This window comes from Dyadobacter tibetensis Y620-1, assembly GCF_000566685.1.
GTDB lineage: Bacteria > Bacteroidota > Bacteroidia > Cytophagales > Spirosomataceae > Dyadobacter > Dyadobacter tibetensis.
Map to the genome: position 1 here is coordinate 23,519 of NZ_AZQN01000003.1, position 24,401 is coordinate 47,919.

Here is a 24,401-nt window from a genome sequence, read left to right on the forward strand (position 1 = left end):
CCTGACATTTGCGGCATACGGTAAGTCGAGAAATTCATTTAAATCGGGCCGGAATCTAAGATCCAAACATCTCGAATTCTCAATATGAATATTTTTACATCTGTATGTTCTGAGTCAATTTATTATTAGGATGTTAGAATTGCATTCCCAAATTCGCAACTGTCAAATGTGTGATTCTTAGCACCGATGATCTTTATCGAGTAAAATCTATTCTCCTGATAAGTAAATCTACCATTAATATATCTAACCCCGTTTCCAATTTGTGATTCATAGTGCACCTTAGTATTGCCTTCAAAAAGGCAATTGTTAAATTTGATGTTCAGATAATCTTCAGGCAATTGAACTGTTTTGGCTCCTATCTGATTATTTAACCCGTTGTGCGGTTTATTGTTGCAATTCCAAAGTGTAATTAATAGGATATAAAATTTGTAATAAATAGTGGTTAATCTCTAATTGAATTTCTCAGGGATAATAAAACTTCAATTCTGAAGTCCTTTTGAGTTTCGCCAGATAAAAGTCCTGGGAATAATAGACGGTATCGATCAGTTTATTTTCGTAGTAAGGGCCTAGCATATTACGGTCGTCGCCAAGGATATACGCATAATGAAAGGGCTTGCTGGCATTGACCAGCTCTTTATAGCGGGGTCTGTATCCTATATATTTCATTTGGTCAAAACGAAAGGTGTCTCCCTGGATACTGGATAGATAATGGTAAAAGCCATAATTGCCGTCAAATAGTAGCCCTATTTTCTGATCTGTACCTTGAATATGGTTCATAAGGGGGCGGTACTTTTCTCCGTTCGCCGTATGGTTAAGGAAATAAAGTGCAGTCCGGTCCAATTTGAAAATAGTCTCCTTTTTGATATGATCGAAATATCCTATGGAATCCAGAACATTAAAAATATAACGGCGATCGATAGTATTGGGTTGCTTAAGGAGCTGAAGACAGTCTTCGAAAGCGGGGTTTCTGGTGTAAAAAGTGCTTAGCTTTTCCTGCACTGCCTGTCTTTGACTGTCATTTTGGGGACATACGGCAATGGGTATATGTAGGAGTAACTTTTTGGAATAATACTTAAGAGGAAGTATGGGCTTGCTTGGATTGGCCAGGACAAAAGAGCATGACGCCAGGAGTAAAAATAGGGCAAGCATCGACTTCGTCTTCGGGGCATATTTACCGAACATGCTCGCCACTACCACCGAGCCTAAGGCGAAAATGGGCATTTGGGTTCGGGTGCTCCATAATTGGAATTTTAAAAAAGTACATAGCAAAATGAACCCAAGTAGAATCAGAATACTAAACCATTTTAACCGGCCATAGCCCTTTGAAAAAGTTAAAAAAATAAAGCTGCCCAGCAGGATTACAAAATGCAGGGTATTAGGAATCATGTCTTCATGCACTACATACCGGACCTGAAAAGTATCATTGCTAAATCGGGGATCGTCTACAGTATAACCTAAAAATTGATGGGCATTCTGAACCAAAGAGGCTACTCTGAGATTAAAATCATTATTAGGAAGCCCCATCTGTAGGGTTGCATTTTTCATGACGTTAGAAACTGCACCCTGAAGGGAGATCTGGTCCGTAGAAAGCTTTTCTATCTCCAGACCCGTGTCGGCCATAGGATGCATGGGGTGGCCGAAAAACTGATAGTTTCTGGCTAGAAAAGGAGAAAAAACTAAAATAAACAGCGTGAGGATAGTTATCAGAATCAGGCTCGCTCTTTTTATCTGATATTTTTTTAGAAATTGAAGGCCAAAATAGATACAAAAGGGTAGGGCGAGGAGGAGTATGGTGTATTTGGAGAAGCCCCCTAAAGTTAGAGAAATGGCCATAAAAAATATGGCACTAGCAGAAAAGCGACGGACGGCCAGATACCCGAAGTAGATAAAGCAACAAATGAAGAAACAAGCCACATAATCAACTTGCACGGTGCTGCTTTCCATGATGCCCGCGGGGAGTGTGAGCATAAAAATAACAGCAAGTATTTGTGTAGATCTATGAGCCCCAAAACTTTTAGCAATCAGGCTTATGGCGCAGAATGTGCCTAATGAAGCGGTAAATTGAACGAAACCTGCAAAGCGGTCGCTGCCCGAAAGTAAAAAGGTATGCAAAACCAGATATTCTGCAAAGACATTATGGTAGAGCTGTTGAATATGGCGGGTAGGAAAGTGATCGAGGTTACCGTTGCTGATCCACTCCACAATTCTGCTTAAATGATAGCTGTGCCCGTCATAGTTATTGGGGGGAACCACATAGGTTAGGATAGCGATAGGGATAAGGTACACACAGATAGCCAGAAATAGAATCAATCGCTCCGAACTATTCCAGCTTTTAAAGATGCTATTCATTTCTATTAAATAGCTGAAGAACTTTCTCCAATCTTCCTGCTGAATCGAAAATCTTATCAGAAGAAGGGCTTCTGTTACTGCCAATACGACCCAAAACGCCAAGATATTACTACGATTAATAGACCCGAAATACGAAAGTAATTCGTTTACTAAATATATCAGCAGGGCATGGATGAGCAGGGATTTTAGAAAGGAATTTCGCCAAAGGGTTCGGCCTTGAGTGCCTTCATCTCGCTGATATAACTGTAAAAGCAGCATTGTAAGCATTGTCGATAAAAGAACCAAAAGTATGCTCATGCTGATATAAGATCTTGTGTTACGGGGTGTACCACCCAATCTCCATTAGATTTATCGGTGGTGACTAATGGAACAAAGATAATTCTTAATTGGCTATATAATCTCTATATTACCTAGATATAACGTACGAACTTATTCAACGGTAATTACTGATTTAATACAAAATAGAATGATTTTTATTTTAAATAGATTTTTGTCTAATAACCGAAAAAAAATCATGAGAGACTATGGATGTGATGGTAAACCGGGCAGTCGGGTTGATGGGCCCCGGGAAGATAGCCCGTACTCATAAGGAATTCGTTTACGATTTCCCCGCCAGTAAACTTAAAGGTTTTCTTAAACAGCTTCATCCATTCGGGTTTATCAAGGGGGTGATGGGCATCCAACCATCCTTTAAAAGAGCCAAACTCTTCCTTGAGCAGGACAATTTTCTGGGCATTTACGATGGCCGCATTAATTTTTAACCGGTTGCGTATTATGCCTGCATCCTGCATAAGGCGTTGGCGGTCGGTTTCCTCGTAAAGTGCTATACGGTCAATAGCGAATCCATCGTAAGCTTTCCGGAAATTATCCTGTTTACGTAGCATCAGGGTCCAGCTCAGGCCGGCCTGATTGATTTCCAATAGGAATCGGCCAAAAAGTTCGTTGTCATCCTGGATGGGAAACCCATACTGATGGTCATGATAGGCCTTGTTTAGAATGTAGTCGGGATGATCGGAATGGTTATTCGCTATGTATTCACAGTAACTCATCTTCGAGGATTTTAAGGATTCAGTCCAATTTGGATTTCGGTGATATGGTTGTCTGGATTTTGGAAATCCATTCGCAAATATAATTCTCTGTTAATGCCGCTGGGTTGAAGGCCCTTTATTTGGATTTGCTCCAACATGGAGCCATAGGTGGGGCCCAGCAGTTCCCAGGAGCCCTGCAGGCGTTGCGCTTTATAATGAAATGCGGGGAGGGTTTTTATTTCAAAGGGGCCGGCCTGCCATGGCTCTTCGGGTGGGGTGATGGGAATGGCAATGGTAAGGGTAAATTCCGTATCCGGATGCCCATCGACCCCATTATAAATCCAGTAAACCGGACCTACTACTTCTAAGCCAGTATTTGCGGCGACCTTGTAAAGTTCTTTCGCTACGTTTCTCACGTAGGCGCCCAGACCTTTAAGATTGGTTTTAGTGACAAAACATAAAACGGACATTGGGGGGCTATACGATATATTCATGGCTAATAATTTGATTTAGATCTGGCCACAAAATAAAAATCCACTGCTGACAACCCTATGTCAGTAGTGGATTTTTATTTTTTTCTAATTTGTTTGACCTTCATTTTTAACCAGGGGTAGCTGATGTATACGACCTTGGTAGCCGCAATGCCTATACCAGCACCCATCAACACATCGGAGAGCCAGTGTTCATGGTTCATAATCCGCAGGGCACCAACTGCAGAGGCTGTTCCGTATCCACCAATGCTATACAGTACGCTTCTTTGCCCATATTCCTCATGTAAAAGCTGTGCATTGGTAAAGGCTGTAGCACTGTGGCCGGAAGGGAAGGATTGATAGTCTTTTCCATTAGGGCGTTGCTTGTCTACCAGGCGCTTCAAACTTTGGGTGGCTGCCTGTGCGATCACATTGGATAATATAGCCAGTACGACCTGGTCGCCCAAATCGTGCTTCCCTTTTACACCGGCCGCAGCCAACCCCAAGCTGACCACTCCCGGCGCCCACACCAGATAGTCGTCGGCCTTGGTATGGAAGGAGGGGTGGGCGTCATAGACCCGATCGTTGAGCTGGCGGCTTATCTTACCCTGCACCACCAGGCTGGCCATGGCAAGCGTAGCAGGGGGAATCGCATCCATGGGCTTTACTACCCACAGGGTGGAGTCGGCCTGGGCCTGGGCATGTCCTCCTCCAAGCAGCATCAGGCACAGCAACAGGGACCATAGCAAACCTAAGGACGTGGAATGGCCTCCAGGGGCTGTGTCCATGAGCGACTTCATCGTATAGCTTCCCGGACCCTTACCAACTTTTCCAATAAAGCTTCCAGCTGATCCAGGGGAAGCATATTAGCCCCATCCGACTTGGCTTCTGAGGGGTTGGGGTGGGTTTCTATAAATAAACCATCGGCACCCACAGCGATAGCCGCTTTAGCAATGGTCTCGATTAGTTTGGGCTTGCCTCCCGTTACCCCAGAGGCTTGGTTTGGCTGTTGTAAGGAATGGGTGCAATCCATAATCACGGGCACCTCAAATGAGCGCATTTCTGGAATGTTGCGAAAGTCTACGATGAGGTCGCCATATCCGAAGCTATTACCACGGTCGGTGAGCATGACTGGAGCCGCAGGGTTGGTCTCTTTTATTTTGTCTACTGCAAAGCGCATGGAGGCCCCAGATAGGAATTGACCTTTCTTGACGTTGACGGCTTTTCCTGTTGCGGCAGCCGCGGCTAGTAGCTCTGTTTGTCGACACAAAAATGCAGGAATCTGTAATACGTCCACATATTCAGCAGCCATGGCTGCTTCGGGCGACTCATGAATGTCGGTAACGGTGGGTATGCCGAAAGTATCGCCCACCTCTTTTAGGATTTTTAGGGCTTTTTCGTCCCCTATCCCTGTGAAGGAATCTACCTTGGTTCTATTGGCTTTTCGGTAGGAACCTTTGAAAATATAAGGTATTTTGAGTCGGTTGGTCAGGGTTGCAATTTGCTCGGCAATGCGCAGGGCCATATCCCGGCCTTCTATAGCGCAAGGGCCTGCCATAAGGATGAATTGAGGCGAATCCTGATTTTTTAATTTGGGAATATCCAACATTTGTGTCTTGTTTCAGTAAATTAAAAAGTTTTGCGAATGTACGCTAATCCCGCTTGTTACGAGCACTTTTAGACGATTTCTTGGTACATAATGGCCCTAACGAATGGTTTAGCTTTTTTTTATTTTTTGCTATCATCGGGCAATAAAAATAATGGAACCAAAAAATTTTTGACAAAGTGATCTTAAATATCTTTCTTTGTTGCGATTTTAACCAAAATGTGTTTACAAAATGTCAGCAATTGCAGAAAGAGTTAAGCAAATTATCGTCGAGAAACTTGGCGTTGAAGAGTCGGAAGTAACGCAAGAAGCTAACTTCCAAAATGACTTGGGAGCAGACTCTCTAGATACCGTTGAATTGATCATGGAATTTGAGAAGGAATTTAATCTATCTATCCCTGACGATCAAGCCGAAAACATTGGTACAGTTGGTCAGGCTGTAGCATATTTGGAAGAAAACGTGAAGTAATTCCCGTCCAAACCAATAACATGTTTCTCTTCAGTCCCTTTTTATGAGTTTTAAGCGAGTTGTAATTACAGGAATGGGTGCATTAACACCCATTGGCAATGATGTTTCTACCTACTGGAAAAATTTAGTAGCCGGCGTTAGCGGTGCCGCACCTATCACTAGGTTCGATGCCGAAAAGTTCCGTACTAAGTTTGCCTGTGAAGTTAAAGGTCTGGACATTCACGATTACATTCCGCGTCAGGAAGCCCGTAAAATGGATCCTTTCACGCAGTATGCAGTTATTGTCTCTGATGAGGCCATGAAAGACGCCGGCTTTGGCGAAGGTTCGCTAAACCTCGACAAAGCCGGTGTTATCTGGGGCTCAGGAATCGGAGGGTTAAAAACCTTTGAGGATGAGGTTTTGAACTTCGCTGCCAACAACATGACCCCCCGGTTTAATCCCTTCTTTATTCCGAAGATGATTGCAGACAGCGCCTCTGGGGTGTTGTCTATTCGTCACGGCTTTAGAGGGCCTACCTTCATTACTGTTTCGGCTTGTGCTTCGGCTACCAATGCCCTTATAGATGCCTTTAACTATATTCGGTTAGGCATGATGGATGTTTGTATTTCGGGTGGTTCCGAGGCCGCAGTTACCTGCGCCGGAGTGGGTGGGTTCAATGCCCTGAAAGCCCTTTCGGAGCGTAACGATTCTCCTCAAACGGCCTCAAGACCTTACGATAAGGATCGGGATGGTTTCGTACTGGGAGAAGGTGGTGCCGCCATTATTCTCGAAGAATATGAGCATGCAAAGGCACGCGGTGCAAAAATTTATGCTGAAATGGTGGGTGCTGGCATGTCTTCCGATGCCTATCATATCACAGCCCCACATCCCGATGGGCTGGGAGCTTATAATGTCATTAAAAATGTGGTCGAGAGTGCTGGTATTAAGCCTGAGCAAATCGACTATATTAATACCCACGGTACCTCTACACCGCTTGGTGACCCTCAGGAACTGAAGGCTATTGAGCAATTTTTTGGAGATCATGCTCCAAAAATTAATATCAGTTCTACCAAGTCCATGACCGGACATTTATTGGGTGGAGCCGGGGCAATTGAGGCTGCAGCCTGTATTATGGCTATTCAGGACCAGATTGTTCCTCCTACTATCAACCACTTTACGGCTGATCCTACCATAAATCCTGATTTGAACCTTACCTTTAATAAGGCTCAAAAAAGACAGGTTAACTACGCTTTGAGCAATACCTTTGGATTTGGTGGACATAATGCTTCCGTTATTTTCAAAAAATTAGAAAGCTGATTACTTTAATATCTTGACCAAACGAATTCTTCAACCGATACTAGCACTTTTTAGCCCAGGCAGGGCTGAAGATAAGGTATTCAAGGAGTCGATTGCTCATGTGATTGGCGCGCGCCCTTCTAACCTGGGTGTCTATCAGCTTGCTTTTTTGCATACTTCTGCATCTCGGGAAACGGCTATCCAGGGCTTTCGTGAGTCTAACGAGCGTCTGGAGTACTTAGGTGATGCCGTGCTGGGTATGGTGGTAGCCGAATTCCTCTTTACCAAATACCCATATAAGGATGAGGGATTCCTTACCGAAATTCGCAGTAGAATAGTAAACCGGGAATCGCTTAACCAGATTTCCCGCAAACTGGGTTTAGATAAGCTGATTGAGTATGATGGAAACCATCGAGGCATGTCGCCCCGGTCTTCTATGTATGGCGATGCGCTTGAGGCTTTCCTGGGAGCTATCTATCTTGACAAGGGTTTTCGCTTTACCCGCAGTTTTATTATTGGTAAACTCCTTACCCACTACGATCTGGAGAGTATCATCCAGAATAATATTAACTTCAAAAGCCTCATCATCGAGTGGGCGCAACGGGAAGGGAAAGATATTCGCTTCGAGATATTAGAAGAACGTGGTACACGCCATCACCGCGAATTTATCTCCCAAATCCTTGTCAATGACGAGCCCTTCGCCCAAGGCAATGGCTTTACCAAGAAGAAGGCGGAACAGTCGGCCTCTGAAAAAGCCTGTGGATTGCTCGAGCTCAGATAGCTCTCCGTAATCGAACAAAGCCAGCTTCCCGGTTACTCCATGGAGATGTGCGGAGTTTTGGGCCTTTTGAATCCTACATCATTTTATGCAGGGATCCGTTTTTATGCAGGGATCCATTTCTACAATCCATCTTAGGCTGTTCACTGCCCATAATCGGCAGTCGAACTCCCGCATCATCTCTGCTCTTCTTGGCGCATTCAGATGAGGAGAGTTTATCATTTAACGACAATATGTCATTAATTGTGCTAGTATTGCATATTTATATGACATAATGGCATATAAATTATGGTTTCTTGTTAATGGTATGGAAGTTGAATAATGCCATATATCCTGACAAAAGGATTCAATTGGTAATTAAACATAAAACATTTCATATCATGAGCACATTAGTAAAATCGCATTTTTCGACTCCTGGATATCTAAACACTGTATTAGGAAAAGAACTTTTTAAAGAGTTTGGTAATGCGGGAATCGCCCCTCAGCATCCGGCTGTCAATGTTTTGGAAAGTAAGGAAAGTTTTCTGATTGAGCTTGCGGCTCCGGGCTTTCAGAAATCAGATTTCAAGTTAAATTTAGAGCGTCAGGTATTGACCATTTCCCTGCAAAAAGAAGAAGAAAACCAGGATGGAGAGATGAAGTATACCCGACGGGAATATACTTTAAAATCCTTTGAGCGTTCGTTCAATCTGCCCCAGAGCATCGACGGGGATAAGATTTCAGCTACCTATGAAGCGGGAATTCTGCGGGTGAACTTACCCAAGAAGGAGGAGGCTAAAGAGAAGCCCGCCCGGGAAATTGAAATTCAGTAAGGGAAAACTTTGCGCAATTAATTTTTTAAATAGGGTGTTATTTTATAAAATAGCACCCTATTTTAGGCTTTGGGCCTCTTTAACGCCAAAGTCTGGAGGACAAGAAGGTCAAGTATCTTAATGACAGGCATATGGAATGATTTTTGCCTACGTTTATCATGTTAAATTATGTTAAACGCCACTAAGTAAGGAATATAATGCGCAGAGTTTGACGTTATAGTTTTAGAAAATTTAAACCCCAACGAAAAATATGAAAACAAATTGGAAGGCTCTGGTATTGGTTGGGTTTCTTTCGAGTGCCACAACCTTAGCCGGATTCAAACTATTAAATGATAATGAAACTGACGTAATATTAAAAGAAGCCCAAGGGAGCTCCCTGGCTCAGTTTACGTCGGCAGGTGCCCCTGCTGGGTCCCCTGGTGACTTTGTATATGCTGCTGAAGCCACCACGCCTACAGTTGTGCATATCAAATCGACTATATCCCGGCAGCAGTCCTCCAGAGGTCAGCAACAGTTTCCAGATTTTCTCCGTGATTTTTTTGGTGAGGAATTTGGAGGCGGGGGTCGCAGTCCGCAGCCATCAGTAGGTACAGGATCAGGAGTGATTATTAGTGGAGATGGATATATTGTTACTAATAATCACGTGATTGAAGGTGCTCAGGAAGTGGAGGTAACGCTGCATAATAAAGCTAAGTTCCGGGCTAAAGTAATCGGTACTGATCCTTCTACGGACATTGCTGTTATTAAGGTTGAGGCTAAGGATCTTCCCGCCATAACTTTAGGGAACTCAGATGCCATCAAGGTAGGAGAATGGGTAGTAGCCGTGGGTAATCCTTTTAACCTGGAATCTACGGTAACAGCGGGTATTGTAAGTGCTAAGGGTCGCGGGCTTGGTATTATTGGGTCGGGTCGTAGGTATCAGAATGCTACCCCGGCCTCTCTACAGAATGATGACTCACCACTGGAATCCTTTATTCAAACCGATGCAGTTGTGAACCCTGGAAATAGTGGGGGAGCATTGGTAAACTTAAAAGGGGAGCTGGTGGGCATAAACACGGCCATAGCCAGTCCTACCGGAAGTTTTGCAGGCTACGCGTTTGCGGTACCCTCTAGTATTGTAAAAAAAGTTTCTACAGACCTCATTAAATATGGAACCGTTCAAAGAGGTTATCTGGGAATATCCCTCGGAGATCTGGATAGCCAGAAGGCTGAAGAATATGGGGTAAAGGTGTCGGATGGAGTATATGTACGTGAGTTTACCGAAAATAGCGCTGCGAAGGCTGGTGGAGTCAATAAAGGGGATGTCATAGTGAAAGTAGATGGACGTGAGATCCATTCAATCCCTCAACTGCAACAGTCCATCGGTTTGCACAAACCTGGGGATAAGGTGAATCTGACCGTGAATCGTGACGGCAAGGAGAAGGAAATTACCGTAACACTAAGGAATCGTACCGGTGGGTCTGAAATCCTTAAAAAGGATGAAGTAGCCGAGGTTATGACCGTTTTAGGGGGTGAATTTTCTGACCTGAGCAAGGCAGAACGGGAAAGACTCAGCCGCTATAAGCATAATGGAGGTGTAAAAATTGCCTCCGTAACCGGAGGGAAGCTAGCTCGTACTGGAGTAGAACCTGGTTTTGTTATCACCAAGGTGAATGGACGTGCAGTAAACAGCGTAAAGGAACTGAAGAGTGCATTAGCTGGCAAGGAAGATTCTATGGTACAGTTCGAAGGACTTTACCTGGACTCTCCATATGATGTCTTCTCCTTCGGTTTCCGATTGTAATATTCAGATGATAAATCATCCTAGCCCGGAGCACTTGCTTCGGGCTTTTTTTATGGGCTAAAAGTTGAAGCAGTCGCACTGTTATCGAAAACGGCTCCCTGTTAACAACCTAAACAGTCTCCAGAAGCAGGGGTATACCTTAAAATATTAGTCATGGGGTTAAGAGTAAATACTTGATTTATCGTCCTCTACAATAGTACAGTTCACTATTTGATATTTTATCGTGTTGAAAATTTCCGTTTTAAAAGAGACCAAAGCCTTTGAGAGAAGGGTGGCTCTTACACCTTCCTTGGTGAAATCGCTGGTCAAATCAGGCTTTACCTGCACCCTGGAAACTGGAGCAGGCGAGCAGTCCTATTTTTCGGATGCTTCCTACGTGGAGGCTGGTGCTGAAATTGTTTCGACGGCTCAGGCCGCTCTCGCTGAGGCCGAAATTGTCTTAAAGGTGAATGCACCTACATTAGAAGAGGTTGCTTATATGAAGGAAGGATCGGTGCTGATCGCCTATCTATACGCCTATACCATTCCCGAGGTGCTGGAACAGCTAAATGCCCGCCGAATTTCTGCATTTTCAATGGATGCCGTTCCGCGTATTTCCCGAGCTCAGAAAATGGATGCACTTAGCTCTCAGGCCAACCTGGCAGGTTATAAGGCTGTTTTGTTAGGAGCCAATGCTTTGGGTAAAATATTCCCGCTGATGATGACTGCGGCCGGAACCATTACCCCTTCCCGGGTACTGGTGTTTGGGGCAGGGGTAGCGGGTCTACAGGCCATCGCCACGGCCAAGCGGCTTGGAGCCGTTGTGGAGGCAACCGATGTACGTGCCGAGACCAAGGAACAGGTAGAGTCTCTGGGTGGACGCTTCCTGACCGTTGAAGGAGCCGAAGGCGTGCAGGTTGAAGGTGGTTATGCCAAAGAAGTTTCGGCCGACTATCTTCAAAAGCAACAGGCATTAATCAAACAGCGTATTAAAGAGGCCGATATTGCTATTACGACTGCATTGGTTATCGGTAAAAAAGCACCCGTCTTAATCACCGAGGAAATGGTGAAACTGATGAAACCTGGCTCCGTCATCGTCGACATGGCCGTAGAGTCGGGAGGAAACTGCGCACTTAGTGTTTTCGGTGAAACGGTAGTAGCTCATGGGGTTACCATAATAGGAGCGCCCAACATGCCCTCCTTATTACCCGTGAATGCCAGTGAGCTTTATGCTAAAAATATCTCTACCCTTCTGCTTCATTTGGCTACCTCTGAAGGCTTTAAATGGGAGATGGACGAAGAGGTTACCAGGGGAAGCCTTATCACCCACCAGGGGGCACTGGTTCATGACTTTACCAAGGAGATATTAGCTAAGGCCAAAGTTTGAAGTCCAGGGCAGTCCCCGATGATATCATCATTCCACCATTTAAGCATACCATCATGTCAATCGAGAATTTTATATTTTTACTTTATATCCTGGTGTTGGCCAGTTATTGCGGTTTTGAACTAATTGCCAAAGTTCCTCCAACGCTGCATACGCCCCTAATGTCGGGTTCCAATGCAATTTCCGGTATCACTATTGTTGGTGCAATACTCTGTATTCAAGAAGGAGAATACAGTAAATACATGGGTATGGTCGCCCTTGTTTTTGCTACGATCAACGTCGTAGGAGGCTATGCCGTCACCGACCGCATGTTACAAATGTTTAAAAAGAAAAAGTAATTCTTCTTTAGCTATCCTTCAAACTGCTTTTAACATCCATGGATATTATCATACAAGTTACCTATCTCATCGCCACAATACTTTTCATTGTAGGTATTAAAAAATTAAATCGTACGCAGGAAGCCCGGCAAGGGAATATGATTTCTGCCTTTGCCATGCTGCTCGCAGTAGTGGCCACGCTCGTCAAATCGGGCCTGATTACCCCAGTCGAAATCCTAGCTTGCATGCTCCTGGGAGGGGCCATCGGGTTAGTCTGGGCGCGCCGGGTTGAAATGACTCAAATGCCAGAAATGGTGGCTATTTTTAACGGATTTGGTGGTATTGCCTCTCTCTTCGTTGCTTTTTCGGACTATTGGACGCGCGCTGTAGAGCAGCCATCCATGAGCACCGATACCATTACCATTGTTAGCATCTTGCTTTCTGTTCTTATTGGTGGGGTTACCTTCAGCGGGTCTCTTACGGCTTACGGTAAATTAAGTGGCAAAATAAGCGGAAATGCCATTGTCTTTAATGGGCAACATGCTCTGAACTTATTGCTTTTTGCGATAGCCGTAGTCTGCGGAGTATTAGTAGCGATCGAGACGGGCTCCATCGTGGCCATGGTGGTGATGGGCGTGGTGTCGCTGGTGCTGGGTATACTCGTCGTAATCCCAATCGGAGGGGCAGATATGCCGGTGGTTATCTCCCTGCTGAATTCCTATTCGGGGATGGCGGCCTGTACGACCGGTTTCGTACTCAATAATAGCGTACTGATTGTTACGGGTGCTCTGGTAGGAGCCTCGGGTATTATACTGACGCAAATTATGTGTAAAGCGATGAATCGCTCCTTAGTGAGCGTTTTGCTCGGTGGTTTTGGCGCCAAATCGGGGTCGGGTGGAAGTGGTCCTTCGGCTAGCGATATGGTGATTAAGGAAGTAGGAGTTGAGGAAGCCGCAATGATTTTCGATTCTGCCTCTTCGGTAATTATTGTGCCTGGTTATGGCATGGCAGTAGCACAGGCGCAACACGTGGTGCGGGAAATGATGGATCTTCTAGAAGGCAAAGGCGTAGATGTACGATTTGCTATTCATCCCGTAGCGGGACGTATGCCGGGCCATATGAACGTTCTTCTGGCGGAGTCCAATGTTCCCTATGACAAATTGGTGGAAATGGATCATATCAACGATGATTTTAGCAATACCGACGTGGTGCTGGTTGTGGGTGCCAACGATGTAGTTAACCCTGCAGCACGCACTAATCCGGCGAGTCCGATTTACGAAATGCCTATATTAAACGTCGACAAGGCGCGTACGGTGATTGTCAGCAAGCGTTCTATGGCTGCTGGATATGCCGGTATCGAAAATGAATTATTTGGATATCCTAACTGTCTGATGCTTTTTGGAGATGCCAAATCTACACTTACGAAAATGGTAGGAGAGCTTAAGGAGCTTTAGTATCAGCACACAGATAACCAGGTTCGGACCGGCAGAAACCCTTTGGGCTCTGCCGGTTTTTTTATCGGTCTACTTCGCCCATGACCACATCGATAGAGCCTATTATGGCGACTAGGTCGGCGATTAGGGCTCCTTTTGATATCTCTCCTATTACCGACAGGTTATTGAAAGAGCAGGCCCGAGCCTTGCAGCGAACCGGGATGTCGGAACGGCCATCTGTACGGAAAAAATATCCTAACTCGCCTTTTGGGTTCTCCGCCCGTATATAAAAGTCCATAGCCTTAGGGCGTATCTTTTTGGGCACATACGCCTGCGGGTCGAAGTCGGGAGTACGCTTATACTGTCCTGTTAACTTTTCCAGGCTTTGTTCAATAATCTTTACCGACTCCCAGCATTCTATTACCCGCACCCAAGTGCGGTCCCAGCAGTCGCCGGTAGTGCCCATTTTGCCCTCACCAATGGGTATGTCGAAGTCCAATTCAGGATAGGCTCCATAGCCTTCTACCCTTCGCAGGTCGTAGCGCAGGCCAGATCCCCGCAGCATCGGCCCTGTACAGCCATAGTTGATGGCTACGGGCAGGGGTAGTACGCCCACATTGGCGGTCCGCTGAATAAATATCTTATTATCGACCACCAGTTGCTGTAGTTCCGTCAATTTAGGTTTGAGATATTTGACAAACTCCAGGCATCTTTCTTCGAAACCTACGGGTAAATCGTAAAATAATCCGCCCACCCAAATATAGTTATAGAGCATACGGGCGCCAGAAACCCATTCAAGAAGACGGAGGATCTGCTCCCTGTCGCGCATCATCCATAGGAAGGGGGTATAGGCTCCTATGTCCATGGCATAAGTGCCCAGAGCCACAAAATGAGAGGCCAATCGGTTCAGTTCTGCCACCACTACGCGGATATACTGTATACGAGGGGGGATATCATTTTCAATTCCCAGCATGCGTTCTACTCCCATGACATAGGCATGCTCCGAATTCATAGCCGCCACATAGTCCATCCGGTCTACATAAGGGATGATCTGGTTGAAGGGTAGGGATTCGGCATGTTTTTCGAAGCAGCGATGCAAATACCCCAAATGAGGAATCACATCGACGATTACCTCTCCGTCCGTTACCACCTCCAGTCGAAGAACGCCATGGGTAGAAGGGTGTTGAGGGCCGATATTGAGTACCATCTCCTGCACCTTCAGGTCTTCTGGTTTATATTTGGTAGGGACCGAGGTTTGCAGGTACTCGGGTTTATATTGATATTGTACAGTAGACTGCATAGGCTTTGGGGTCATGGGAAAGACAAAAAATAATAGGGTAATAAAATTTTTGATCCCAGTTCTGGACTTCCCAGAATCAGAACTTGAGAAGGCGCTGTTCCTGAACTTCAACCCGCAAGGGGCCAATGGGACGGCCTTCATTATGAAGGCGATCGACAGCAGTTATAAAATAAACATATTTTTCCCCAGCTTTTACATGCTTATCCATAAACCTTTCTCCTTCGTAGCAAATCCCGACGATATTGCGGGGATCATGTGCCGTGGGGGTCTGTTCTGGACTGAAACGATAAATTACATAATACCAAGCCTGGTCGCCATCGGAAGCGGGATCGGGCTTTTCCCAGGAAAGCTCTAGCCCATTGGCCATTAAAGTGGCTTTCAGACTTTTGGGGCTCAATGGGGGAACACGGTCTTTCCAAGGCATAGTAGGTACCAGGGCAGGGTACTTAAAGTAATTTTGCCTCAAGGAATCTACAAAACCAAGTTGATTCTTTTTTAAAGAGCGGGAGCTAAAGAAAATCGCTCCATGGCTATCATTCTTGCGAAGGTAATCGATCTGAGTTGGAAGCTGATTGGGGTCGTCCCAATTTTTGTCCTTATCGACGGGCCCTATTCTATAGGCCCCCACGCCAACATAGAAATGTTTTCCAAATGAGTTGTCGGCCCACCAGTCTACCATATTGCGGAAAGGCACTTTTTTGAATCCTGTGGAAAAGTAGATTTGCGGTGCAATATAATCCACCCACCCCTCTTTTACCCATTTGCGGCTATCAGCAAATAGGTCGTCGTAGGATGCTAGCCCACCCTGGGTTCCCGAACCTTCTGGATCAACATTGCGGTTGCGCCAAACGCCGAAGGGGCTTATACCAAATTTGAGTCGGGGGTTGAGTTCCTGTAGGGCGTCATGAATCTGCTTTACCAGTAAATCGATATTATGCCTTCGCCAGTCGGCCTTAGAAGAGAACCCTTGTCCATATTTGCGGAAAGTGTCCTCATCCTGAATGACTTGGCCGGGAGCCGCATAAGGGTAAAAATAATCGTCAAAATGAATGCCATCCACATCGTAGTTGCGGGCTACGTTGACGGTCATATCCGTAATAAATTGGCGAACCTCCGGCAATCCAAAATTAAAAAGCTTGTACCCATCGTAACTAAGGATCCAGTCGGGATGCTTCATACTTATGTTTTCCGAAGAAACGCTGGTAGAAGACTTATGAACCAAGCGGTTCAGATTTAGCCAGGCATGAAATTCTAAGCCTCGCTTATGGGTTTGCTGAAGCATGAATTCCATTGGATCCCACAGCGGATAGGGTTGGCGGCCCTGGCGCCCGGTAAGCCACTCCGACCAAGGCTCGGGGCTTTTGGCATAGAAGGCATCGCCGGCAGCCCGTACCTGTACAAAAACGGCATTCATGCCTACTTGTTTATGGAAGTCCAAGAGCTGAGTAAACTCCTCCCGCTGCTCATCAGGAGGCATATTCTTGCTACTTGGCCAGTCAATATTATCGACAGTGGCAATCCATACCGCACGAAATTCTCTTTTTGGGGGAAATTCAGGGGCGACATCGGTACTTTGTGCCCTACATGCAACTAATAAGATGAAACTGAGAATGGTATTTATAGAAATATTTTTTATTTTTTTCACAAGTAAACAAATGCCAATGTTAGTGTGATCAAAGTAACGTAATTTGCCTCATATTTAGCCGACTGTAGCCGCAATTTGTGTGAAACCGGGCTAAGTATTACGTAACAATTGTAATTCTAGTTTATTTTTCTGGATAATTATTGTGTAATTACAAGGAATTATTGTGTCTTAGCACAAATTTTTATTACTTCACTGAACTGCAATAACGATTTAAACTGATATCCGATATTGGAACCATTTGTAAAAACCACTAAAAAAAATGTACTCTTTGAAGTTGCATGGGAGATATGCAATCAAGTAGGTGGAATATATACTGTTATTCGAACGAAGGTTCCGGCAATGGTCGAAAAATGGGAGGAGAATTACTTCTTGCTAGGCCCTTATTTCGAAAAGAAAGCAGCCTCCGAATTCGAAGCGATTCACGACTTGGAGGACACCCCAGCGGGTAGGACCGTTAAACGAATGCGTGAGATGGGATTCGTGGTTCATTACGGGTTTTGGCTCGTAACAGGAAAGCCCCGGGTCATACTATTCGATTTAGAAAGCATAGCCTCTCAGCTTGATACCATCAAGTTCAATCTGTGGGAAGACCACCGAATCTCTACCATTAATGTAGAAGAACTCGTAGATCAAACCCTGTGCTTTGGGGAGATGGTGCGTGTTTTTTTGACTGAATACGCCGAGGATAATGCGAAAAGAGAGGAAATAGGAGCTCAGTTTCACGAGTGGATGGCCAGCAGTGGTCTGCCATCTTTGAAGAAAGATGGGGTAAAAGTAGCAACTACCTTTACCACCCACGCCACAATGCTGGGACGATATCTGGCACAAAATGTGGATGGCTTCTATAGCAAGCTTCCATTTTTCGATTGGGAACAGGAGGCCCGTAACTATGGTATTGTGGCCCAGGCCTCAGTGGAACGCCAAGCGGCCCAGAGTGCCCATGTGCTTACCACAGTAAGCGATGTTACAGCCAAGGAATGTGAAGTATTTTTGGGCAGGGCCCCAGACTTGGTTACTCCCAACGGTCTAAATGTTATGCGCTTTCAGGCGGTGCACGAGTTTCAAAACCTTCATTTGAAATATAAGGACCGTATCCATGAATTTGTGATGGGGCATTTCTTTCCAAGTTACTCCTTTGACTTGGATAAGACGCTATACTTCTTTACCTCCGGCCGGTATGAATATAGTAATAAGGGCTATGACCTTACCCTGGAGGCACTCGCACGCTTAAACTGGAAAATGGTGCAGGCTAATATGGACACCACCGTGGTGATGTTTATTGTCACCAAACAGCCTTATACTTCTATTAATTCGGACGTCTTGCAATCGCGGGCCGTTCTTAACGAGCTTCAGGAAACTTGTACGGCCATCGAGAAGGAAGTAGGAGAGAAGCTATTTCTGGCTACGGCATCTGCTGCAGACCACCGTATGCCCGACCTCAATAATTTTGTAGATGAATATTGGCGCCTTCGCCTTCGTCGAACCATTCAATCCTGGAAGACCGATAAGCTTCCCGCTTTCGTGACCCACGATCTGAAACAGGGCGACGGAATAACGGATTTTTGCCATAAGGCTAATCTGGTCAATAATGAGCGTGACAGGGTAAAAATTGTCTACCATCCCGACTTTATTTCCTCCACAAATCCTCTATTTGGATTGGATTACGGGCAATTTGTCAGAGGCTGTCACCTAGGGGTTTTTCCTAGTTATTATGAGCCTTGGGGATATACCCCTTTGGAATGTGTAGTCCGCGGGGTACCTACAGTGACCAGCGACTTGTCAGGATTTGGGGATTATATCATGCAGATCATGCGGGACTTTGAGAACAGAGGTATCTATGTTATTAACCGCAAGTCGCAGACCTATTCGCAGGCAGCGGATCAAATGGCAGAAATACTCTTTAAATTCGTAAAAATGCAGCGTAGAGACCGCATTATGCAGCGTAATCGTGTTGAAAACATTTCCGATGTGTTCGATTGGATGAATCTTCGCTCGTACTACGACACGGCTCATGATCTGGCTACTAAAAGGAAAAAGCCCTAAGGCCTTAAATCGCTTTCAATTTTGTACCCATGAAGCCCCTAGGCTTCATGGGTTTTTTGTGTCTCCAAGAACGGGAACACTGCTGGTTTAGTTTTTGGTTTCCTAAAAAAAATCGACACCTTCACAGCAAAATACGTTTTATCTAAACAAAGCATGAACTACATAGAGGTTAGTATACAGGTAGAGTCGGACTTCAGCGAAATATTAATGGCTGAACTGGGAAATATTGACTATGAATCTTTTGTCGAAACTGACGATGGTTTGCTTGCTTATATCCAGGAAGAGCTCTTTTCGGAAGTAAGCTTGCTAGAAGTTGTGGAGAAATACCGGGAGCTTACAGAGATTACCTCGGGATGGAAGCTGATGGAGCGCCGAAACTGGAACGAAGAATGGGAAAATAGCTATGCACCAATTGAAGTGGGTAGAGATATCCGGATTCGGGCCGTATTTCACGATCCTGATCCTTCCTTTACCTACGATTTGCTTATACAGCCTAAAATGTCGTTCGGGACGGGGCACCACGAAACTACCTGGCTGGTGATGAACGAACAGTTATCTCTACCCCACCAGGATGTAGCAGTAATGGATGTAGGCTGCGGCACAGGCATTCTTGCGGTGCTTGCTCACAAGCTAGGTGCTACCGATCTGCTGGGCTTTGATATCGACGAATGGGCTGTGGAAAACTCGATGGAGAACTTTGCCATGAACGGACTCCCGGCCGATTCTGAAGTAATAAAAGGAACCATTAAGGATGTAAGCCCTGAGCGGATGTTCGGAGGAATCCTGGCTAATATCAACCGTAATATACTTTTGGCAGAAATTCCTGCATACGTAAGTCATCTGAAACCGGGCGGCTGGTTGGTGACGTCAGGATTCTATGAACATGATCGTCCGGATATAGAAAGCTGTGGACTGGCCAATGGGCTGAAAGTATTGCGAACTCAGTCCAGAAACCAATGGGCAACCGTCGTATTCGAAAAAATATAATTTAAAACCCCTTTTTGTCGTTTTTTTGCTGTTGGCCGCCAAACGGTTGCGGCCTGGATATGTATGATGGCTATGAAGAAAATATTATTCTGTATTGCTTTAATAATTGGAACGGTGGTATCGGCCCATGCGCAGGGGGGGCAGCAAGATTCGGGCGATGCCGATCAGTTTATGCTTCAACTCAAGAAGATGATGACCGGCAGCCGCAATCCACAATATATTCAGGCTGTTAACCAGATAGATAGTGTTTGGTCCGGAGGAATGAACACGGCTCAGCAGAAGCAATTTATGGAGCTGGTGAAAACCCAGGTGGGACGTGGGCAAAAGGCAGGCCCTGTAATGAACCTGATCCTCCGGAATGTTGTGGCATTTGCAAAAAACCAACCCGCTGCTTTGGATGGGTTTCTGGACATGAGCCGGCGGGCCGGCGTGCAAACAGATGGAAAGGGGTTTCAGAAAATTCTGGAAAATAGTCTGGTTTTTGCTAGTTCAGGCAAGCTATATTCTTCTAATTATAATTCCCTTTATCTGTTGGATGGGAACTTCAGCTTCCGGGTCGACAGTACCAGCAAACAAGAGGCTAATAAACAAGCTGAGCAGTTGGCTGCTGAGGAGAGTTGGGACAGTCCACTTGACACCAATCTGGTTATTTCACCGGTGTCGACCCCTTTGCCCGCCGTTACTGGAGCCGTTATGGAGCTAAGCAATGCAACTTTCGCCATGGTTACAGCTGGCGATTCAGTAGTATTTGGCCCTTCCACGGGAATGCTATCCCTCGAACTCGGTGTTTTTGTGGGCGCTGATGGTAAATTTACCTGGGCCTCTGTGGGCGAAGAGGGGGTATATGTCGTGTTAGGAGCATATGCATTTAACATAGCTCAACCCAAGTTGGTTGCCGAAAATGTCACCATGCACCACGACGGGAAACTTATAAGCCCTATCCTGGGAAAGCTGGAATACCGGGGGGTGAAAAAAATAAAAAATCAACCTTCTCAATACCCACGATTCGTCTCCAATAGCACCGATGCGCGTCTAAAATTTGGGAGTCCGAGTTTGAAATATAAAGGAGGCTTCGCCCTTATTGGCAGCGATATGTTTAGTGCTTCACTCAGTGGGGAACCCTCTCAGCTTCAGGTAAGCTTCAAGGATAAGCCTGCCTTTATGGCCCGTAGTACTAAATTTCAATTAATGGATTCGGTATTTGCAGCCCCTTTGGCTTATTTTTCTATGCCCTTGGGGTCCGATTCCTTATATCACCCTGGGGTAGCCTTTAAGTATAACGATCTGGAAGGTCAGCTGCGCCTGGGAAGGGCGGAGAAAACGGAATATGCCTCGCTACCTTATAAAGATACCTATCATAAAATGGATATCTGGGCACAGGCCATGCGCTGGAATCTGCCCAAGGAGACCGTAGAGTTTTATAGAATTAATGGAAAAGAAGTGGTCCCCATTACCTTGGAGTCGTTCGATTATTTTAAAAAGGAGCGCTTTACTGCCATTGCTAAAGAGTTTGGGTTTCAACCTTTACTCCTGGCGGCCAATTATACCCAAACAGAGAAAAAGTCGGCATTTTTGGCCGAAGAGTTGGCGGCGAAGTATAAACAAAATCCTAAGATCATGCGCCGTACCCTCGAACGACTTCAGCTAGAGGGTTATTTTCTTTATAATAAAGCTACCGATGAATTTGCCATTAGTAAGAAGGGCGTGCTATATATCCTTGCCAATTTGGAAAGGACAGATTACGATAACTTCAGGATTACATCCCAGTATACTTCTACGGAAGATATGGCCAATGCCTCTATTTATCTGCCCGATACTCTGCTCACCGTACGGGGCGTATCCCGGTTTGTAATCAGCGACAGTTTAAATATCTATGGAGTTCCTGCAGATAAGAAAGTGGTCATTGGTCGCAATAGAAGCCTGTCGTTGAATGGCCAATTGGTTTCTGCCAATTATCAATTCCGGGGGCAAGGGCTTAAATTTAATTATGATCAGTTTTTTGTAGATGTCACACCCAAGGATTCTATCACCTTTACGCCCAGGGAAAAATATGTAAAGGGACAAAAGAGCGAGGTAGGAGCCCATGTAAAATATGAAAATGGAGGGACTTTCTATCTTAGCGATCCCAAAAACAAATCGGGTAAGCAAAAGGGTAAGGGAACTCCCCGAATCGTGGTAAAAGATGGGATGCTAGTCTATTTCGATCAGCCAGAGCGAGGCGAAATGGTCTATCCTAAGGAAGTGTTTTTCAAAATCCCGAAGATTGATATGGATGGGCTTGATCAGCGGGACGTTATATTCGATGGTACCTTTAATTCTAATGGTATTTTGCCTCCTATCAAGACCATCCTGAAGAGCATGCCCGATAATTCATTGGGTTTCGAATATAAAATGCCTGTACAGGATACCAAAATTTATAATGGAAAAGCTATTGCCAAATTTACCGACACACTCAAGTTGGATAACGGGGGCTTGCAGTCCAAAGCCGTGTTGAAATACCTGGCTGCCCAAATGCCAGCGGAACGGATTGTGCTAGGAGCAGACTCCGTTTACGCCACAGGCACCTCCGCCAGCATAAAGGAAGGTACAATAGGAAAAGGCTATTTCCCCGCTGTAGACATTAAAGAATATGACATGCATTGGTTTCCCGATGCCGATAGTATGTTCATTACCACCAAAGGAAAATCATTTTCTTTATATCAGGCCACTACAAATCTGGAAGGGAGTCTGCTGCTTAAATCCTCCGGATTATATGGGAACGGAGTATTGCGCAGGGCCGATTCTGAAATTACCTCCCATGATATCAAATTTAATAAAGAAGGGTTTCTGGCAAATCGATCCGTATTTTTTATCAACAGTCAAGGAGAAAAAGCCGGGAAGAAACTCTTGACAGGGAATCATGTCAATATTGATTTTAATTCCAAAACGGGCATAGCCCGGTTTAGTACCGATAAAAGCGGCTTCGATTCCGATTCCTCGGGGATGGAGATTCCTACTGCCTCCTATCAGACGCTGATAGGCACAGCCGTCTGGGATATGAATAAGAAGACGATTCTAATGAAAGGCTTGGGAGAGACCTCCGTTTACACCTCCACCTCGGCAGATCAGGAGGGCCTCGCTTTCGAAGGAGCGGAAGCTTTATATGATATAGATAAGGTATCTCTGAACGTAAAAGGTGTGCCGTTTATCAGAACGGCAGATGTTAAAATTATTCCTCCCAAAGGTGTGGTGAGCATTGATGAAAAAGGAAGAATCAGTGCCATGACCAATGCCCATATCGAAATCGATACTCTCAATACATCTCACCGGCTTCGTGATGCAAATATTCGCATCGATTCTCGAAATCACTTTGAGGGATCGGCCACCTATCAATACATAACAGCGCGTCAGGATACCTTTAATATCAAGATGCAAAATTTCGAACTGCGGGAGATAGAGCCAGCCCTGGACAAACGAGGACGGACCGATGGAAAAAATACGGCCCCCGTTAAATATTATACCACCGCCCGAGCCGATATTACCGAGCAAGAGAATCTACTTCTCTCGCCGCGCATTCAATTTAAAGGGGGAATCAATCTGGTCGCCTACGAGCCTTCCCTAAAACTTGATGGTTTCGTGAAACCTGTCATTAAGTTTAGAAAGGATTTTCAGAGCTCCTGGATTAAATATCAGGAAGAACCTGGAGAGATGATTACGATCCCTGTCAATCCAGAGTTGAAAAATGAACATGAAATCCCGCTGACCGTGGGGCTGCACTATAATGAGCGCCGGGGGATGTATATGAGCTTCTTATCGCCCAAAGAGTCTGATGGCGACGACGATATTTATCTGGCCAAGGGAGCCTTGTCCTATGATGAAGATGCCAAGGCTTTTAAAGTACAACCGCCCCCAGGGGCCGATGGTCTTGTAGATGAGGCTCAAGCCTTACATTTTGACGATCAAAGTGGAGAAGCGCTATTCACCGGTCCGTTGAAATTGGTACCCTCGCCATGGCTGGCTTCTTCGGGCATTGTAACTGCTCAGGTAGACAGTTCCAAATTTTCTATGAACAGCCTTTTAGTATTACATATGACGGCACTTGAGCCCGTTTTGCAGCCCCTAGCGACCAAAATCGTTGAGGTGAACCTGGAGGAGCAAAATAGTACGGGAGCGGATGAAGATCCGGATCAGCTGCATAACAAGCTGGTCGCTTTTATTGGTGAGAAGGCCACCACCGAGTTTGAAAAGCTTTCGGCAGCCGCCTATAAACCACTTTTTACGGCTTCGCCTTTATTAGATGCAGCCATAGTACTGTCGAATGTGAATCTGCAATGGTCAGCCGCACATCAGGCCTACTTTTCCCAAGGTCCAATTGGGGTGTCTCATTTTGGGAAAAATAATATTAATGCTCAAATGGAAGGCGCTCTGGAAATCAGAAGGGGGATTGAAGGGGATGAGTTTAGCCTATACCTGGAGGCCTCCCCTGATGTATGGTACTTTTTCGATTATAGGTTCGAAGAGTTAGGCGTGATTTCGTCGGTAATGGATTTTAATGATAAAATGATGTCGGTGAAAGGGGGCAAATCGAAAATGACCCTGATCTCTCTCGGTATAGAGGAGAAAGAAACCTTTCTCCGGAAATTTGATAATAACTATCAGCCCGCTATGAAACGCGTCAAGAATGTAAAAACAGTGAAAAAGAAAGCGGCGCCAGCTGCTGAGAAGAAGAAGGTGGAACAGGCAGAAGGGTTTTAGAAAGTGGT

General features: G+C 45.3%; 18 protein-coding genes. 11 read left to right on the forward strand and 7 right to left on the reverse strand.

The window, feature by feature from the left end; genetic code table 11:
• Positions 1–462 precede the first annotated feature (462 nt).
• The 5 genes from X939_RS0107085 to kdsA all read right to left on the reverse strand — a co-directional run bounded on the left by X939_RS0107085 (position 463) and on the right by kdsA (position 5,456).
• The gene (locus X939_RS0107085; RefSeq protein WP_025762566.1) at positions 463–2,646 is read right to left on the reverse strand and encodes an ArnT family glycosyltransferase; all 2,184 of its coding nucleotides are present in this window, start codon (positions 2,644–2,646) and stop codon (positions 463–465) included.
• A gap of 215 nt (positions 2,647–2,861) precedes the next feature.
• The gene (locus X939_RS0107090) at positions 2,862–3,398 is read right to left on the reverse strand and encodes a DNA-3-methyladenine glycosylase I (RefSeq protein ID WP_025762567.1); all 537 of its coding nucleotides are present in this window, start codon (positions 3,396–3,398) and stop codon (positions 2,862–2,864) included.
• 11 nt (positions 3,399–3,409) lie between these two features.
• The gene (locus X939_RS0107095) at positions 3,410–3,871 is read right to left on the reverse strand and encodes a GyrI-like domain-containing protein (RefSeq protein ID WP_084299356.1); all 462 of its coding nucleotides are present in this window, start codon (positions 3,869–3,871) and stop codon (positions 3,410–3,412) included.
• Between the two features lie 74 nt (positions 3,872–3,945).
• A complete protein-coding gene (locus X939_RS0107100; protein WP_025762569.1) occupies positions 3,946–4,647 on the reverse strand; it encodes a phosphatase PAP2 family protein in 702 nt (233 codons plus the stop codon).
• On the reverse strand, positions 4,644–5,456 hold the full coding sequence (gene kdsA / locus X939_RS0107105) for a 3-deoxy-8-phosphooctulonate synthase (RefSeq protein WP_025762570.1): 813 nt from the start codon (positions 5,454–5,456) through the stop codon (positions 4,644–4,646). The genes X939_RS0107100 and kdsA overlap by 4 nt, the downstream gene beginning before the upstream one ends.
• Positions 5,457–5,685: 229 nt before the next feature.
• Here kdsA and X939_RS0107115 point away from each other — a divergent pair, with 229 nt between their 5' ends.
• From X939_RS0107115 to X939_RS0107150, 8 genes are all read left to right on the forward strand, one after another.
• Positions 5,686–5,922, forward strand: a complete 237-nt coding sequence (locus X939_RS0107115) for an acyl carrier protein (protein WP_025762571.1) — start codon at positions 5,686–5,688, stop codon at positions 5,920–5,922.
• A 43-nt stretch (positions 5,923–5,965) separates the two neighbouring features.
• Positions 5,966–7,219 carry a beta-ketoacyl-ACP synthase II gene (gene fabF / locus X939_RS0107120; RefSeq protein ID WP_025762572.1) on the forward strand — a complete coding sequence of 418 codons (1,254 nt, stop codon included), beginning with the start codon at positions 5,966–5,968 and terminating at the stop codon, positions 7,217–7,219.
• A gap of 13 nt (positions 7,220–7,232) precedes the next feature.
• Positions 7,233–7,979, forward strand: coding sequence for a ribonuclease III (gene rnc, locus X939_RS0107125; RefSeq protein WP_025762573.1), 747 nt, complete (start codon positions 7,233–7,235; stop codon positions 7,977–7,979).
• Between the two features lie 377 nt (positions 7,980–8,356).
• Positions 8,357–8,788, forward strand: coding sequence for an Hsp20/alpha crystallin family protein (locus tag X939_RS0107130; RefSeq protein WP_025762574.1), 432 nt, complete (start codon positions 8,357–8,359; stop codon positions 8,786–8,788).
• A 250-nt stretch (positions 8,789–9,038) separates the two neighbouring features.
• The gene (locus X939_RS0107135; RefSeq protein ID WP_025762575.1) at positions 9,039–10,571 is read left to right on the forward strand and encodes a Do family serine endopeptidase; all 1,533 of its coding nucleotides are present in this window, start codon (positions 9,039–9,041) and stop codon (positions 10,569–10,571) included.
• Between the two features lie 223 nt (positions 10,572–10,794).
• Positions 10,795–11,937, forward strand: coding sequence for a Re/Si-specific NAD(P)(+) transhydrogenase subunit alpha (locus tag X939_RS0107140; RefSeq protein WP_229236023.1), 1,143 nt, complete (start codon positions 10,795–10,797; stop codon positions 11,935–11,937).
• A gap of 53 nt (positions 11,938–11,990) precedes the next feature.
• Positions 11,991–12,272 carry an NAD(P) transhydrogenase subunit alpha part 2 gene (locus X939_RS0107145; RefSeq protein WP_044198955.1) on the forward strand — a complete coding sequence of 94 codons (282 nt, stop codon included), beginning with the start codon at positions 11,991–11,993 and terminating at the stop codon, positions 12,270–12,272.
• Positions 12,273–12,310: 38 nt separating this feature from the next.
• Complete coding sequence (locus X939_RS0107150) at positions 12,311–13,705, forward strand: NAD(P)(+) transhydrogenase (Re/Si-specific) subunit beta (RefSeq protein ID WP_025762578.1); 1,395 nt, start codon at positions 12,311–12,313, stop codon at positions 13,703–13,705.
• A gap of 61 nt (positions 13,706–13,766) precedes the next feature.
• Here the strand turns inward: X939_RS0107150 and X939_RS0107155 are convergent, their stop codons facing one another.
• A complete protein-coding gene (locus X939_RS0107155) occupies positions 13,767–14,984 on the reverse strand; it encodes an NADH-quinone oxidoreductase subunit D (RefSeq protein ID WP_025762579.1) in 1,218 nt (405 codons plus the stop codon).
• Positions 14,985–15,060: 76 nt separating this feature from the next.
• A complete protein-coding gene (locus X939_RS0107160) occupies positions 15,061–16,629 on the reverse strand; it encodes a glycoside hydrolase family 10-like protein (protein WP_025762580.1) in 1,569 nt (522 codons plus the stop codon).
• A 228-nt stretch (positions 16,630–16,857) separates the two neighbouring features.
• On the opposite strand from X939_RS0107160, the gene X939_RS0107165 reads away from it, so the two are divergent.
• From X939_RS0107165 to X939_RS0107175, 3 genes are all read left to right on the forward strand, one after another.
• A complete protein-coding gene (locus X939_RS0107165; protein ID WP_025762581.1) occupies positions 16,858–18,672 on the forward strand; it encodes a glycosyltransferase family protein in 1,815 nt (604 codons plus the stop codon).
• 153 nt (positions 18,673–18,825) lie between these two features.
• The gene (gene prmA / locus X939_RS0107170) at positions 18,826–19,659 is read left to right on the forward strand and encodes a 50S ribosomal protein L11 methyltransferase (RefSeq protein ID WP_025762582.1); all 834 of its coding nucleotides are present in this window, start codon (positions 18,826–18,828) and stop codon (positions 19,657–19,659) included.
• Between the two features lie 72 nt (positions 19,660–19,731).
• Positions 19,732–24,393, forward strand: coding sequence for a hypothetical protein (locus X939_RS0107175; protein WP_025762583.1), 4,662 nt, complete (start codon positions 19,732–19,734; stop codon positions 24,391–24,393).
• Positions 24,394–24,401 lie beyond the last annotated feature (8 nt).